The sequence below is a fragment of the Flaviaesturariibacter aridisoli genome (assembly GCF_004343705.1).
Classification (GTDB): Bacteria; Bacteroidota; Bacteroidia; order Chitinophagales; family Chitinophagaceae; genus Flavisolibacter; species Flavisolibacter aridisoli.
Window position 1 is genome coordinate 1 of the sequence record NZ_SKFH01000025.1, and the last position, 15032, is coordinate 15032.

Here is a 15032-nt window from a genome sequence, read left to right on the forward strand (position 1 = left end):
CCCCATTATCCCATTCCCCCATTCACTTATTTTTGCGCCCATGGGCTTTCAGCTGACAGAAGTGACGACCGAGGCGCAGGCGCGCGCTTTCCTGATGGTGAACGTAACGGTGAACCGCGCCAACCCTAATTATATCCGCCCGCTCGACAAGGACGTGGAAGATGTGTTCGACAAGGCGAAAAACAAGGCCTTCCGATTTGGCGAAGCGACCCGCTGGGTGCTGCAGGACGAAAACGGAAACCTGCTGGGCCGCATTGCCGCTTTCACCAATAAAAAATACAAGAACAAGGGCGACGAGGTACCCGTGGGCGGCGTCGGCTTTTTCGACTGCATCAACGACCAGGCGGCGGCCGATATGCTGTTCGATGTAGCGAAGCACTGGCTGCTGCAGCGCGGCATGCAGGCCATGGACGGGCCGATCAACTTCGGCGAGCGCGACCGCTGGTGGGGCCTTGAGGTGGAAGGCTTCCAACCGCCGCTATACTGCATGAACTTCAACCTGCCTTATTATAAGGAGTTGCTGGAGCACTACGGATTCCGCCCCTTCTACAACCAGGTGTGCTTCGGGATGCCCATTAAAGACCCGCTGACCCCCAAGATCCTCGACCGCGCCGCACCCTACCAGAAGGATCCCGCCTTCCGGGCAAGAACCATCGAAAAAGACAAGCTCGAAAAATACGCCGCCGACTTCGCGGCCGTGTACAACGCCGCCTGGGCCGGCCACGGCGGCCTCAAGGAAATGAAGCCCGAGCAGGTGCTCCTCATGTTCAAAAAGATGAAGCCCGTGCTCGACGAGCGCCTCGTGTGGTTCGTGTACCACCACGACAAGCCCGCCGCCATCTTCGTCAACCTCCCCGACCTGAACCAGTGGTTCAAGCACCTCCACGGCAAGTTCGGGCTGCTGCAAAAACTCAAGTTCCTCTGGATCAAAAAAACGAAACCCTGCACCAAGGCCACGGGCCTCGTTTTCGGCATCATCCCCGAATTCCAGGGCAAGGGCCTCGACGCCTTTCTCATTGCCGAAGCCGGCAAGGTGATGCAGCACATCGAGTACGAAGAATACGAGATGCAATGGATCGGCGACTTCAACCCCAAGATGATCAACGTGGCTAAGAACATCGGCGGCCATACGTATGTGAGCCGCAGGCTGAGCACCTTCCGCTACCTGTTCGACCGCACGAAAGAATTCAAGCCTCACCCGGTGCTGAACTAAGCGGCTGTTTGCTGCCGTTGTACCAGTACCAGGGCAGCGCAAGCGCGGCAAACGGGGCGCAAGCGCCCGTTGTACGCGACGGCACGACGGCACGACGGCGCAACGATACGTTTGTAGCGGCGCCGGCTAGCTCTATTAACACCTGACGTCGCGTCGTTGCGAACTGAAGGCCGCTTGCGGCCGGCGGAATGCGGCCGCCCTTCCTGGTATTGCAAAAACACCCATAACGCTACGAGCCGCCAAGCCCCCGGGCGGGCTATCTTCGCGTTTCGTCATACCAATTGCTTATGCCTTTCCGCTTTCGTATCCTTCCCGCCCAGGCCATCGTGTTGCTGGCCGTGCTGCAGGTGTTCTGCGTCACCTACGGCCTGCAGCTGCCCCACGCTTCGGGCTTCCTCAGCCTGCTCTTTTTCGCCAGCGGCCTGGCCATCGCGGGGCTGATCCTGGAAGTGCCCGCGGCCCGCTTCGATAAAAAGAACTTCTTCAGCCGGCAGTCGATCCTGAAGGGCCTGGTGCTGCTGGCCCTCCTGCCGATCTCGCGCTACGTGGCCCGCGGCATCATGGACGGAACGCCCATCGCCATCGAGCACGCCGACATGCTGCCGATATTGAAGGTGCAGGCCACCCGCTTCCTGCACGGGCAGTGGGACCAGATCCACGCCCCCGTTCCCGAGATCTGGAACGGCATGGTGCCCATCTACCTGCCGGCACTCTGGCTCCCCTACTGCTACCCCATCGCGATGGACTTCGATATGCGCTGGCTCACGGTGGCGGCCATCTGGCTGTGCGTGGCGCTGTGCGTGCTGCCGGGTCGCTGGCGGCGGCCGCTGCCCTGGGTGGGGCTGTCGCTGGGCCTGCTCTTCCTCCTTTGCTGGTTTCATTTCGAAGGCACCAACAATGTGATCCGGCTTACCGAGGAAGGCATCATTTACGCCTACTACGCCTTGCTGGCGGCGGCGCTGCTGTCGGGCAATCCCTGGCTGGCGGGCATCGCCACGGCGCTGTGCTTTCTCAGCCGCTACGCCCTCATCGGCTGGCTGCCCTTTGCCCTCGTGTACCTGTTGTATAAAAAGGAGTATGGCTACCTGTGGCGCTTCGCCGCGGCCGGCGCGGCCACGGGGCTGCTGCTGCTGGCGCCGGTGGGCCTGCAGCCGCTGCAGATCCACGCCAACCAGCCCGGGCTCTACATCGCCCACGCCGAGCGGGTGTGGCGCGAAAACCCGGAGTACTTCTGGCGCTCCGTGGGCCTGTCGAAGTTCTTCGGCGCCGGCGGCGTGCGCGCCAACCACGCCACGCTGCTCTACGGCACCTTCCTGGCCCCGCTCCTGTTCTTCTTCCTCATCCGCAAAATGACGGTACCCCTGCCGCAGGCCCTGCTGGCCGGCCTGCAGGTGGCCCTGACGATCTTCTACAATTTCATGGACGTCTCGTATCTCTACCTGTTTTACACCCCGGTGTTCGTCAGCCTCGTGTCGGGCGCCTGGCTGCTGGCGGGCAGCGAGCGGAAGATCGCTGATCTCTGATGTCGGATGCCTGACGTAGATCTTGGAACTACGGATTTCAGATCTCTGATTTCAGATTCAGTGCATAAAAAAAACGGATCGCGTTGCGATCCGTTTTCATATCAGACATCCGACATCAGACATGCTCCTCCGCTGCCGCCGCCGCTGCGCGGCCTTTGCGTGCGGCAATGAGCCGGTCGTAGTCGGCGGTGATGGCGTTGATCTTCGGCACGAGGGCGGGCCAGGGCTCCGCGTTGGCCGATTCCTCGGCGAAGTGCACGCACTTTTCGAGCAGTTTGGTGTAGACCCGGCGGGCCTCCTGGCGCTTGTCTTTCATTTTGAAGGGCAGGTCCATTTCAGCGTTGAGGCGGGCGCGTTCGAGCATCGCCTCGTTCACGGCGTCGTTGGCGGCCTTGAGGGCCGTCAGCCAGCGCTCCAGCCCGAAGGCGGCTACGGCGGCGGCGCATTCCGGCCTGGCGAGGTCGGCCAGGAGGTTGCTCACGATGGCCGATTCGGCGTTGAGCCCCGCCTTACTCACGGCGCTGAGGGAGCCGTATTTGTCCAGCACCTGCTGGATGCGGGCCGCGGCGGCCGCCAGCGCGGGGTCGGGGTCTTCGGCATGGATCGCTACAAGGCCGTAGAGGTTGCTGAGGCGGGCGTCGCGGATCTCGTCTTCCTTCATGGCTGTTTCGGTAAGGGCTTTGACGGTGTCGCGTTTGAACAGCCGGTCGAGGTCGCTCTCCAGCGTGCTGAGTTCGGCGAGGAGGGCAACGATCGTGGGGGGCAGATTGCGGGCGCCGTCGAACTGGGCGCGCAGCTGGGGCAGGAACTGGATCGTTTCGTCGACCCGGAGGAAGAGCAGTTGGATCTTGTGGATCATGTTTTAAGGTTTGGTTGAACCCTAATGTACGAATAAGCGGGAAAACGGGCAAGGCACCCCGATTTTTCCAATCCCGGGGGCCGGATCGGGTTGATCCAGGGCCAAACAGCGTTGTTTGGGGGTGGATCAGGGCTGATTTGGGGGCAAACAACCTTGTTTGGGGGTGGCTCAGGGCTGATTCGGTGCCCGGAAACGTTGTTTGGTGCCGGAACAGGCTGGATTAGGGGCAAACAACGTTGTTTGGGGGTAAATCAGGGTTGGGTTGGGGCCGGGAAAGGTTTTGGGGGTGGAATGGGTTGGGCGGGGGGCGCCATTTTCCGGGTTACTGGCAGGTGCGCCGGCGTTACCTCGTGATCCTGGGTAAAAGCCCGCAGAGAAACCGCTCCTCCGGAGCGGCGTGTCACTGGCCCCGGGCGCCAGCCCGGGGAAACAGAGGACAACGACCCAACGCGCCCCGAAGGGGCGCCGTGCTGCCGCGCAGGGGGCACGTTACTCCACCGGCTCCGTAAACAAATACTCTGGCTTCCAGGCAATGCCCGCCGCATCCAACAATTCGATCAGCTCTTCCCGGTGTGACCGGGTCCGGTGGTGCTCCTGCTGGCGGGCGATATACCCGCAGACCGTGCCCACCGCCGAGGGGCTTACGCTGATCGCCGTGTATCCTTCCTGCCAGGCAAACGGTCGGGCCGTGAAGCTGCGGGCATTGATCCAGGCGGAGGAATTGCTTTTCAGCTCGCGCATCAGGTCGGGCAACGGATCGCGCGGCTTACAGCCAGCCAACACGTGCAAGTGGTCGGCAACCGAATTGATGGCAAGCAGCTTATGCCCGCGGCCCTGTATCAGCCCGGTATCATAGCGGTGTAACTCTTCGCGCCAGTCGTCGACGAGCAGTGCCTGGCGATACTTTACGGAAAAGGGGATGTGGTAATAGAGCTGGGTATAGGTGGACATAGTTGCAAGTTGGAAAACGGGCGCCAGGCGGCCATGTGATTTCTCCCAGTAATGGAACGTGTTTTTCCGGACGAAGCGCGTTGTTTTTCTCGCGGCAGGAGAAACACGGCGCCCCTGCGGGGCGCCAGAATCAGCTGCTTGCTTTTTACCCCGGGCTGGCGCCCGGAGCTTGTCCCGCCCAAAGCGGGAGCCAGGGACACAGCACCCCTTCAGGGTGCTCCATCCGAATATCTATCCTTTCCCCGCTTGCGCCCGGAGCTTGCGCCCGGAGCTTGTCCCGCCCAAAGCGGGAGCCAGTGACACGGCAACCCTTCCGGGTGCGCCATCCAAATCCCTATCCTTTCCCGGGCTTGCGCCCGGAGCTTGTCCCGCCCAAAGCGGGAGCCAGTGACACGGCACCCCTCCGGGGTGCCCTCTAGCTACTGCCTGCAACACCCAGTCCCCGCCCTGTCCCCGTCCGCCGTAGCTTGCCGTCTTCGCATGGCTACGACGGCCAGGGAGCGAAGGCGGACATTTCTTCACATTCCCCTGCCACCTCAAATCCCTAACTTGCAGGTTCGAATCCCATGGAAAAATTCATCGTCTCCGCCCGTAAATACCGCCCCCAGACCTTCGACACCGTCGTGGGGCAGGAACACATTACCACCACCCTCCGCAACGCCATCAAAACGGGGCACCTGGCGCACGCCTTCCTGTTTTGCGGCCCCCGCGGCGTGGGCAAGACCACCTGCGCCCGGATCTTCGCCAAGACGATCAACTGCGAGAACCAGACGCCCGAGGGCGAGGCCTGCGACGTGTGTAATTCCTGCAAGTCCTTCAACGAGGGCACGTCGATGAACATCCACGAGCTCGATGCCGCCTCCAACAACTCGGTAGACGATATCCGCGCCCTCGTGGAGCAGGTGCGCTTCGCCCCGCAGGCCGGCAAATACAAGGTGTACATCATCGATGAGGTGCACATGCTCTCGCAGGCGGCCTTCAACGCCTTCCTGAAAACGCTCGAGGAACCGCCGTCCTACGCCAAGTTCATCCTCGCCACCACCGAGAAGCACAAGATCCTCCCCACCATCCTGAGCCGCTGCCAGATCTTCGACTTCAAGCGCATCACGCTCCAGGATACGGTGAACCACCTCGCGGCCATCGCCACGAAAGAAGGCGTGAAAGCCGAGGAGACGGGCCTGCAGCTCATAGCCCAGAAAAGCGAAGGCTGTATGCGCGACGCCCTCTCGATCCTCGACAAGATCGTGTCGTTCACCTCCGGCGAGCTCACCTACAACAACACGCTCGAACACCTCAACATCCTCGACGCCGACTACTACTTCCGCCTCATGGACTGCATGCTGGACCAGGACCTGGCCGGCGCGCTGCTCCTCTTCGACGATATCAACAAGAAAGGCTTCGAGGGCGACTCCGTGCTCAACGGCTTCGCCGAGTTCGGCCGCAACCTGCTGATCTGCAAAGACGCCCGCGTGGCGGGCCTGCTCGAAGTGGTGGAATCCTTCCGCAAGCGCTACGCCGACTACGCCCAGAAGGTAGAAGCGGGGTACCTCGTGAGCATGCTCAACCTCCTCAACGAGGCCGAGGCCGGCTTCCGCACCGCGCGCAACAAGCGCCTGCACGTGGAGCTCACCCTCATCAAGCTGTGCTACCTGCGCCAGGCCATCCAACTGACGGCCGACGGCAGCGGCATCGCTAAAAAAAAAGTAACGGATAACGCCCGCGTGCTGGCCTTCAAGGCCATCCCGCCGTTCGTATTGGAAAAGAACCCTTCGGCCACAGCGTACCCCGCGCCCACCGAAGCGAAGCTGGTGATCGAAGAGCCGAAGCCGCAACCAGTGGTTGCACCCGCGGCCACCGTAAAGGCGGCTCCCGAGCCTCCCCGAACACCGTCTCCGGCTCCGTCCGCCGAAGCCTTGGCGAAGGCGGACCCCGCCCCGAAAGCCAGGTTCAACCTCGCCGCCATCCGCAACCAGGCCGCCGCGCAGGCCGGCATGGTAAGCACCGACCACCCCCTCACGCCGGAGAAGCTCGCAGAGGGCTGGAAGGCGTTCATCCAGGTGCTGAAAGACGAGAAGAATCCCGCCTGGAACCCCTTCGAGATGGCCCAGGTGTCGATCCGGGAAGACCACGTGTTCGAGGCGGTCGTCAACGACAACATCGCCTACCGCTTCCTGGAAACCGAGCGTGCCAAGGCCACCGAGTTTCTCAAAACGTACGTGGGCAACCGGCAGCTCCAGATGCTGCTCACCCTGGTGGAAACCAATGAGCCCATCGACCTGTCCGACCTGCCCCTCACCTCGCGCGAGCAGTTCATGAAGCTGGCCGAAAAATACCCGCTCGTGCAGGAACTCCGCGACCGCCTGCGGCTGGAGCTGGATTATTAAGCCCAACGATTTTGAAACATAGAAAGACTGCCCGCGGGTGGTCTTTTTTCTTGCCCGTCGGGGTGGCCCCACTGGTAACGACTCGTCAACAGCGACGGCATTCTTCTGCCCTACACCGCCCTCTGCGGCAAAAATGCGCTCACCGAAGGAACCACAGCCCCTGCTAAACCCAAGCACGCGAACCGGAGCGTTTTTCAGACAGCCCCACCCGTTAACATCCGCTTTAAGCGCTTCGGCAAAACCTTAACAAGGGGCTGGTCTACCTTGCCTTCAAATTCCAACATGCAGGACCGGCAGATCTTCCAAACGAACAGCGCGCTGCGCTGGCGCGGCTTCCAGTGGAGCACGCGCCTCTTCCTCCTGCTCCTGCTGCTGGGCATCGTGGCCGTGGTCATCACCCTGCTCACCGACCGGAGCCCGCAGATGCCGCAACTGCGCGAGTTCCGCCAATCGCTCACCGACACCAGCACGCCGCCGGGCAACAGCCGGCTGGCACGCCGCTACAAAAGCTTCCGCCAGTACATCAGCCAGAAGGGGCCGGCCAACCGGGTGCCCTACCGCGACAACGGCGCCCCGGCGGCCCACGCGGGCATCCGGGCCGGCTTTTACGTGAACTGGGACCGCGCGTCTTTTGCGTCGCTCCAACGCAATGTCAACCACCTCAACCTCGTCATCCCCGAATGGCTCTTCTTCGACCCGAAGTCGGACAGCCTCGTGTTGCAGACCGACCCGAAGGCGCTGGCCGTCATGCGTGCCGCCGGCGTGCCCATCATGCCGCTGCTGACCAATGCGCGCGGCGGCGTCTTCCACGGCGAATACCTGCGCCCCATCCTCCACGACCGCGCCAGGCGGGCCGCCGTGATCGCGCAACTGCTGCGCCTGCTGCAGCAAAACCGCTTCGCCGGCGTCAACATCGACTTCGAAGAATTGCAGGAGCCGACCAATGAGCCCCTCATCGCCTTCCAGCGCGAGCTCTATGGCAAGCTGCACGCCGCCGGCCTGCAGGTGAGCCAGGACCTCGTTCCCTTCAACCGGGACTATGACTACGAGGCCCTGGGCGCCTGCAACGACTACGTGTTCCTGATGGCCTACGACCAGAATTCGCAAAGCACCAAGGCCGGGCCGGTAGCCCACCAGAAGTGGATCGAGGCCGCCGTGGAGGAAGCCACCCGCCGCCTGCCGGCGCAAAAGACCGTGCTCTGCCTCGCCGCCTACGGCTACGACTGGCCGCGGGAACGGGCGCGGCCCGGCGAAGTGTCGGTCGTTTCGTACCCCAGCGCCGTCTTGCTTGCAAAAGAAGCCCAGGCGCATATCGATTTCGACAACGATTCCTACAACCTGTATTTCTCCTACTACGACGACGAAGACCGGCAGCACGATGTGTATTTCACCGATGCCGCCACCACCTTCAACGCCGTACGCTTTGCCAGCGAAGCCGGCCTCGCGGGCACGGCGCTGTGGCGCCTCGGGTCCGAAGACCAGCGCCTCTGGAAATTCTATGGCAACCCCCTCAACCGGGAGGCCGCCCGCCGCTTCGATTACAGCAGCCTGTCACAGGTGCTGAGCCCCGAAAGCGTGTCGTACAGCGGTTATGGCGAAGTGCTCGACGTGCTGGCCACACCCGAAAAAGGCACCATCAACTTCGAGGTCGACAGCACCGACGCGCTCATCGCCGAGGAATACTACACGAGCCTGCCCACCTCCTTCCTGGCAAAAAAGTACGGATGGAACGGCGCCGACACGGCCCGCAACCGCAAACAGATCGTGCTCACCTTCGACGACGGCCCCGACCCGCTGTGGACGCCCAGGATCCTCGACGTGCTCGCCGAAAAGGGCGTTCCGGCGACCTTCTTCGTGGTAGGTCTCAACTGCGAGGAGAACATCCCGCTGGTGAAGCGCATTTACCACGAAGGGCACGAGCTCGGCGACCACACCTTCACCCATCCCAACATCGCCGATGTAAGCCACCAGCGCGCCGTAGTAGAGATGGAGTCGACACGCCTCCTGATCGAATGCATCACGGGCCACAGCACGGTGTTGTTCCGCGCGCCCTACAACGCCGACTTCACCCCCGAAAAGATCGAGGAGCTCGGGCCCGTGGCCATTGCCCGCACCCACAATTACCTCGACGTGGGCGAGTCCATCGACCCCGAAGACTGGGAACCCGGGGTGACCGCCGACACGATCTTCCGGCGCGTGGTGCGGATCAAAGACAAGATCGAGCGCGAAGGCCGCGACCTTACGGGCGGCAACATCATCCTCCTCCACGACGCCGGCGGCGCCTCGCGTGCCGCCACGCTGAAGGCCCTTCCGCAGATCATCGACTATTACCAGAAGCGCGGCTACACCTTCACCACTGTATCGGGCTACCTGGGCAAGAAACCCGCCGACGTGATGCCGCCGGTGGCGGCGGGCAGCGGCTACTGGCTCATTCAAAGCAACTACCTGCTGGCGATGGCCGGCTACTGGACGGGCAAGGTGCTCTTCACCCTCTTTGTGCTGTTCATTGCGCTGTCGATGGGTCGCCTCGGGCTGATGACCGCGCTGGCCCTGCTGGAAAGACGCCGCGAGCGCCGCACCGCCCCCCTTCCCGCAACGGCCGGCCCCTGCCCGCCGGTGTCGATCATCGTGCCTGCCTACAACGAGGAAGTCAATGCCGTGGCCGCCCTGCGCAACCTGCTGAAAACCGACTACCCGCACTTCAACATATTGTTCGTGGACGACGGCAGCAAGGATGCCACCTACGCCCGCGTGCGCGAAGCCTTCGAAGGCCATCCGCAAGTACGCGTGTTCACCAAGCCCAACGGCGGCAAGGCCTCGGCCCTCAATTTCGGCATCGCGCAGACCGACGCCGGCTACGTAGTGTGCATCGATGCCGATACGCAGCTGCGCCCCGATGCGGTGACGATGTTGATGCGTCATTTCTTTACTTCACCCCTTCCCCTCGGGAAGGGGTCGGGAGATGGGCCGGGTGAGGTCGGCGCCGTTGCCGGCAACGTCAAAGTGGGCAACGAGTTGAACCTGCTCACCCGCTGGCAATCGATCGAATACATCACGGCACAGAACTTCGACCGCCGCGCCTTCGGCTACCTCAACGCCATCACCGTGGTGCCGGGTGCCATCGGCGCGTTCCGCACCGAAGCGATCCGTGCCGCCGGCGGCTTCACCACCGACACGCTGGCCGAGGACTGCGACCTGACGATCCGCATCCTGCGGGCCGGCTACACCGTGCGCAACGAGAACGCGGCGCTGGCATACACCGAAGTGCCGGAGCGGCTGCGTCCCTTCCTGAAGCAACGCTTCCGCTGGAACTTCGGCATCCTGCAAACGCTGTGGAAACACAAAGACCTCCTGTTCAACAGCCGGCAGGCGGCCCTCGGCTGGCTGGCGCTGCCCAACATCCTGCTGTTCCAATACCTCATACCCGCCTTTATTCCACTGGCCGACTTCTTCCTGGTGCTCGGTCTCTGCACCGGCAATGCGCCGCGCGTGCTTCCCTATTACGTGGCTTTCCTGCTGGTGGACGCCGCAACGGCGCTGCTGGCCTTCCGGATGGAACGTGAACGCATGGGGCGCCTCCTGTGGCTCCTGCCGCAACGGCTGGTGTACCGCTGGCTGATGTGGCTCGTGTTGTTCCGTTCGGTGCGCCGCGCGCTAAAAGGAGAATTGCAGCAATGGGGCGTGCTGAAGCGAACGGGCAACGCGCAACAAGGAAGCCGGCAGACAGCGGCCTCCGAAGCCCGGGTAGTTAGCCGGCGCGAACCGGAACAAAGTCTGTAGTTTTGTTTCAAACCGCCAACATGCACTCCGAACAAGAACTGACTCTCCCCGCACAACCTGCTTACTCCCTCGACTACTGGGCCAACGAAGCCGCCCGTATGCTGATCCAGGACCAGCGCACCCGGCAAGACGTCATCGAACACCTGGTGAATGGCGGCGTTGCCGAAGACGAAGCCACGGGCATCGTGGAAAGCCTTGCCGGCGCCATCAGTGAAGCCAAGCGCGCACGGGCGAAAAAAGACATGCTCTACGGCGGCCTCTGGTGCGCCGGCGGCACCATCCTCACGGTCGCCAACATCGGTTACATCTTCTGGGGCGCGATCGTTTTCGGCGGCATCCAGCTCGTAAAGGGCGTGGTGAATTACAACGACTAAGCAACCCGTCCGTTCCTGTAATGCTGCCGGTTGCCAATGCGCGGGCACTTCGTTTTCCCGGCGCGGCGCACCTGCTCAACCTCGGCAACCCGAATTCTACCATGAAACCCTCCGCGCATTCCTATCCAAACCCTGACGCCATGAACCCTGCCCTCACAGCCCTTGCCGCCGCAGCAGACGGCCTCTTCTTTATCAGCGAAACCGATGCCCCTTTCGAAGCGTTTCAAGTCGAACCCGGCGAAGACACGGAGGCCGCCCTGCGCCGCCTTTCGGGGAAAGAGAAAACCGCCCCCGTAGAAATACAGGAAGCCGGCTATTTCTTCCGCAACCACACCCGCGCCCCCGATCCCGGCCCGGAAGCCGATGCCCGCGCTGCCCGCTTCCAGGCACTGCTCCGGCAACTGCAACAAACATTGGCAGACCTGAAGGTGTACCGCGTTGGTACGATCCAGGTAGACGCATTCCTACTCGGTTCGCTTCCCGACGGCACCCGCGGCGGATTACGCACACGCCTCGTGGAGACGTGATGATGAATAATGAGCAATGAATAATGAGTGCGATATTCTTATTCAAACAAAAAGGCCCCACGATGTGGGGCCTTTTTCTCATTACTGATAACTCATTACTCATTGCTGATCACTCATTGCGTCGGGCCGTTGTCTACGCGGCTCTCGATGGTGCTTTGAATGGTCGACGACACATTCGAGAGCAGGTTGTAGCCCGTAGCGGATTCGATGGCATCGACTGTGGTGCGGTAGGTGCCCCAGCTGGTAGAAATACTGTTGGTGTTGGGCGTGTTCACCGCAATGACGCGTGTGGCGGTCGTGATGCGCGCCAGGTCGCCGGTGCCCTGCGGCAGTACTACGAGCACTTTCCAGATGCGGTTGGGCACCGTGATGCGTCCGGCATCGATGGTGTTAGCCGTGCCGCTGCTGCCCGTGCCGCCTGTGCCGTAGGAGCCCATGATGATGTACACCTCGTTGCCCTGGTTAACGAGCGTGCGGGCGTAGTTTTCCAGGTTGGCCCAGGTTTGCTGGTTGTTGGTGGGCGCCTGCGGGATCATGTTGGTCATAAGGAAGGTAGCGCTGTTGTCGGCAACGCTGTAGGTGCGATCGGCAGAGGGGCAGTTGTGCCCGCGGTCGAAGCCCGATCCGCTGTAGGAGGTGCTGCCTACGCGGTACCAGCCGCTGGGGAGGGTAGCGTCGGCGGAGAAGTTGTCCTGGCGCGCCGTGCTTCCCAGCCAGGTCGGATCGAGGTGCCAGCTCACCCAGTTGGGCGTAGCGCGGTCGCGGTTGTAGCTGAGCGAATACTGCGTTTTCGTCATCAGGTAGTTGGTATAGTTGGCAGTGTTGGCCACCGCGCCGCTGGGGTTGCCGAGCGCCAGGTTGTCGGCGGAGGTGCGCAGCAAGGCGCTTGTGGCATCGGCGGCAGTCTGGCGGTCGTGCCAGGCTACGGATTCTTCACCGGCAGGCGCTGCAGCGGGTTCTTTTTTACAGCTGCTGACAAAGAGCGCAATTGCCAGCAGTGCAGACAGGGAACGAAAGGACGGTTTCATGTGTGTGTGGTTTGGTTAAAAAATAAAGTTCCTCGACCTGACCAGGAAAAACACGGTCAGGTGCGTTACGTTTTGATGAATAAACGGTGTTGAACTCGGTTAGGGTACGATCGGTCGGAACGACACGGACATGGCAGGCACAGCAATCGTGTGAAAAAGAAAATTAGGCAGGAATGCGTTGCCGTCCCAAACAATTTTTTCCACAAACAGTAAGAACACTTAGCCGGCGCAACGCCCCGTCCCGGAAAGGCGCACACGAAAAAGCCCCCGTTTTCACAGGGGCTCACACTTTTAAATCAGACATCCGAAATCAGGCATCCGACATTTTTTCTACCATTTAATCTCCAGGAAATTATTTCGCCGCAGCACGTCGGCCATCCGGCGGCTCGGGTCGATCTCCACCGAGCGGATGTCGGTGAGCGGGCGGGCCGTGTTGATCTCGTAGTAGGGATGCGTCCACTTCCAGGCCTCGTACACCTTGCGGCCTTCCTGGCCGGGCTCCGGTGCTTTTTCACCGAACTGCAGGTATTGCGGGATGTAGTGCCATTCGCTGCTGCCGTCGCGGAAGGTGATCTTCACATCGAGGGGCATCGGCACCATGCCGTCGTTGCGCAGGCGCACGCGGCTGCCGCCGCCGTCGCTCCAGAGGCTGTCTACGGCGTAGTCGATCGTCTTGGTCGTGTTGACCCAAAAGCCGCGGTACCAATCGAGCTGCAGCCCGCTTACCTTTTCGGCCACGCGGATGAAGTCGTTCGGGTTCGGGTGCTTGAAGCGCCACAGGCGGTAGTATTCTTTCAGGATGCGGTCGCGTACGGCGGCACCGGTGATGTAGCCCAACTGCTCGATGAACACGCCGCCCTTGGTGTAAGCGGCGTTGCTGTAGGCATAGTTGGTGTTGAACTGGTCGGCGTGCGTCGTAAGCGGCTCCTCGCGGCCGCTGCGGGCGAGCCCGAAGTAGCCGGCGTAGATATCGTCGAACATATGATTCTTCTTCGCCGTATCGGCCTGCGCCTGCTCGCTGGCGGGCAGCTTGCTGCGGCGCGACACCGAATCGTAGTAATCGCCCACGCGTTCGGAAGCCCATTCGGTGAAGCCTTCGTCCATCCAGGCATGCTCGCTTTCGTTGGTGCCCAGCATGCCCTGGTACCAGGTATGCATCCACTCGTGAAAGGCAGTGCCGATGGAAGCGCTTGAGATCATCGTGCAATTGGGATATTCCATGCCGCCGTCGCCGCCGTGGATGAAGGAGTATTGCTTATAAGGGTAGGGACCGAACGTCTTCGCGATGAAGGGATACACGGTCGCGGCCGCGTCGGCCACTTCGTTCCATTTGCGGTCCTCATCGGCGCTGGCTTTCGGGTTCTTGTACAGCACGTTGATGGTGGGACCGTTAGGCACGTGGCGCACGAGGTGCTTGTAGCCCGGGTCGGCGGCCCAGGCGAAGTCGTGCACGTTGGGTGCGGCGAACTTCCAGGTGCGCTTGCCGGCGGGGTCGAGCGGCTTCGCGCCTTTTGCCTCGTAGCCGAAGCCCACTTCGTTGGCGTTGCTGATGGTGCCGGAGCCACCGAGCAGGTAGCTTTTGTCGATGCGGATGGTAACGTCGTAGTCGCCCCACACGCCGTAGAACTCACGGGCGATGTACGGCGTCGGGTGCCAGCCTTCGTAATCGTATTCCACCAGCTTCGGGTACCACTGCGTCATGGTGTAGCGCACGCTGGTTTGCGGGTTGTCGCGTCCGCTGCGGCGTACCTGCAGGGGCACCTGGGCGGTCCAGTCCATATCGAAGGTCACTTTCGACCGGGGCAGGATGGGTTTGTCGAGCTGCACTTCCAGTATGGTCTCGTGCTCCTTGAGCTTTTGGGGGCGGCCGTTCATGCGCAGGGCGCTCACGCGCTGGTAGCCGATCTCGTCGGGCTTGAGGTTCACGATGCGGTCGCGCACACGCTGGTCCCAGTCCACGATCTCGCGGCCGTTGCGCGACGCGAGCACCACGCCGCCCTGGCGACGGCTGCGGGTATCCATCATGCTGTTGGGCTGAAAGGCGTTCCAGTACAGGTGAAAGAACACGCGCTTCAGCGTGTCGGGCGAATTGTTCCAGTACGCTACGGTCTGCTTGCCCGTGTATTGATTCGTCTGCACATTCATGTCGACGTTCATCGTATACTTCACGCGCTGTTGCCAGCGATCAGGCTGTGCGAATGCAGAAAGTGCAAGCAGGCTGAGGGCGGTTGCAAGAGAAAGGCTTCGTTTCATCAGTGTCGGAAAAAGGGGGTTCTGTTTGGCGAAAGGGTCCAAGTTAAGGAGAAATAGTACCGGCCACAGCCCCCTGTCCCCCAAAGGGGGCACTTAGGTGCAACATTCTTCCCCTTTTCAACATTTTTTATTTGATTGGT

General features: G+C 61.8%; 10 protein-coding genes. 6 read left to right on the forward strand and 4 right to left on the reverse strand.

The window, feature by feature from the left end; genetic code table 11:
• The first annotated feature begins 94 nt into the window (after positions 1-94).
• Both E0486_RS13410 and E0486_RS13415 read left to right on the forward strand, forming a co-directional pair.
• Positions 95-1213 (forward strand): hypothetical protein, encoded by a 1119-nt coding sequence (locus E0486_RS13410; RefSeq protein ID WP_243697442.1) that lies wholly within the window; start codon positions 95-97, stop codon positions 1211-1213.
• A gap of 287 nt (positions 1214-1500) precedes the next feature.
• Positions 1501-2736, forward strand: a complete 1236-nt coding sequence (locus E0486_RS13415) for a hypothetical protein (RefSeq protein WP_131852693.1) — start codon at positions 1501-1503, stop codon at positions 2734-2736.
• A gap of 115 nt (positions 2737-2851) precedes the next feature.
• Here the strand turns inward: E0486_RS13415 and E0486_RS13420 are convergent, their stop codons facing one another.
• Both E0486_RS13420 and tnpA read right to left on the reverse strand, forming a co-directional pair.
• On the reverse strand, positions 2852-3595 hold the full coding sequence (locus E0486_RS13420; protein WP_131852694.1) for a DUF6261 family protein: 744 nt from the start codon (positions 3593-3595) through the stop codon (positions 2852-2854).
• Positions 3596-4084: 489 nt separating this feature from the next.
• Complete coding sequence (gene tnpA, locus E0486_RS13425) at positions 4085-4546, reverse strand: IS200/IS605 family transposase (protein WP_131852695.1); 462 nt, start codon at positions 4544-4546, stop codon at positions 4085-4087.
• Positions 4547-5112: 566 nt separating this feature from the next.
• On the opposite strand from tnpA, the gene E0486_RS13430 reads away from it, so the two are divergent.
• The 4 genes from E0486_RS13430 to E0486_RS13445 all read left to right on the forward strand — a co-directional run bounded on the left by E0486_RS13430 (position 5113) and on the right by E0486_RS13445 (position 11611).
• On the forward strand, positions 5113-6930 hold the full coding sequence (locus E0486_RS13430) for a DNA polymerase III subunit gamma/tau (protein ID WP_131852696.1): 1818 nt from the start codon (positions 5113-5115) through the stop codon (positions 6928-6930).
• A gap of 282 nt (positions 6931-7212) precedes the next feature.
• A complete protein-coding gene (locus E0486_RS13435) occupies positions 7213-10710 on the forward strand; it encodes a trifunctional glycoside hydrolase family 18/polysaccharide deacetylase/glycosyltransferase family 2 protein (protein ID WP_131852697.1) in 3498 nt (1165 codons plus the stop codon).
• A 20-nt stretch (positions 10711-10730) separates the two neighbouring features.
• Positions 10731-11084: a hypothetical protein gene (locus E0486_RS13440; RefSeq protein ID WP_131852698.1), complete on the forward strand. Its 354-nt coding sequence runs from the start codon at positions 10731-10733 to the stop codon at positions 11082-11084.
• Between the two features lie 140 nt (positions 11085-11224).
• Positions 11225-11611, forward strand: a complete 387-nt coding sequence (locus E0486_RS13445; protein WP_131852699.1) for a nuclease A inhibitor family protein — start codon at positions 11225-11227, stop codon at positions 11609-11611.
• 113 nt (positions 11612-11724) lie between these two features.
• Here E0486_RS13445 and E0486_RS13450 read toward each other — a convergent pair whose 3' ends face one another.
• A complete protein-coding gene (locus tag E0486_RS13450; protein ID WP_131852700.1) occupies positions 11725-12639 on the reverse strand; it encodes a DNA/RNA non-specific endonuclease in 915 nt (304 codons plus the stop codon).
• 330 nt (positions 12640-12969) lie between these two features.
• Positions 12970-14892, reverse strand: coding sequence for a M1 family metallopeptidase (locus E0486_RS13455; RefSeq protein ID WP_131852701.1), 1923 nt, complete (start codon positions 14890-14892; stop codon positions 12970-12972).
• Positions 14893-15032 lie beyond the last annotated feature (140 nt).

Bases quoted from the DNA above. Each gene is read 5' to 3' on its own strand.
- E0486_RS13410 (WP_243697442.1), top strand. From the start codon at position 95: ATGGTGAACGTAACGGTGAACCGCGCCAACCCTAATTATATCCGCCCG.
- E0486_RS13415 (WP_131852693.1), top strand. From the start codon at position 1,501: ATGCCTTTCCGCTTTCGTATCCTTCCCGCCCAGGCCATCGTGTTGCTG.
- E0486_RS13420 (WP_131852694.1), bottom strand. From the start codon at position 3,595: ATGATCCACAAGATCCAACTGCTCTTCCTCCGGGTCGACGAAACGATC.
- tnpA (WP_131852695.1), bottom strand. From the start codon at position 4,546: ATGTCCACCTATACCCAGCTCTATTACCACATCCCCTTTTCCGTAAAG.
- E0486_RS13430 (WP_131852696.1), top strand. From the start codon at position 5,113: ATGGAAAAATTCATCGTCTCCGCCCGTAAATACCGCCCCCAGACCTTC.
- E0486_RS13435 (WP_131852697.1), top strand. From the start codon at position 7,213: ATGCAGGACCGGCAGATCTTCCAAACGAACAGCGCGCTGCGCTGGCGC.
- E0486_RS13440 (WP_131852698.1), top strand. From the start codon at position 10,731: ATGCACTCCGAACAAGAACTGACTCTCCCCGCACAACCTGCTTACTCC.
- E0486_RS13445 (WP_131852699.1), top strand. From the start codon at position 11,225: ATGAACCCTGCCCTCACAGCCCTTGCCGCCGCAGCAGACGGCCTCTTC.
- E0486_RS13450 (WP_131852700.1), bottom strand. From the start codon at position 12,639: ATGAAACCGTCCTTTCGTTCCCTGTCTGCACTGCTGGCAATTGCGCTC.
- E0486_RS13455 (WP_131852701.1), bottom strand. From the start codon at position 14,892: ATGAAACGAAGCCTTTCTCTTGCAACCGCCCTCAGCCTGCTTGCACTT.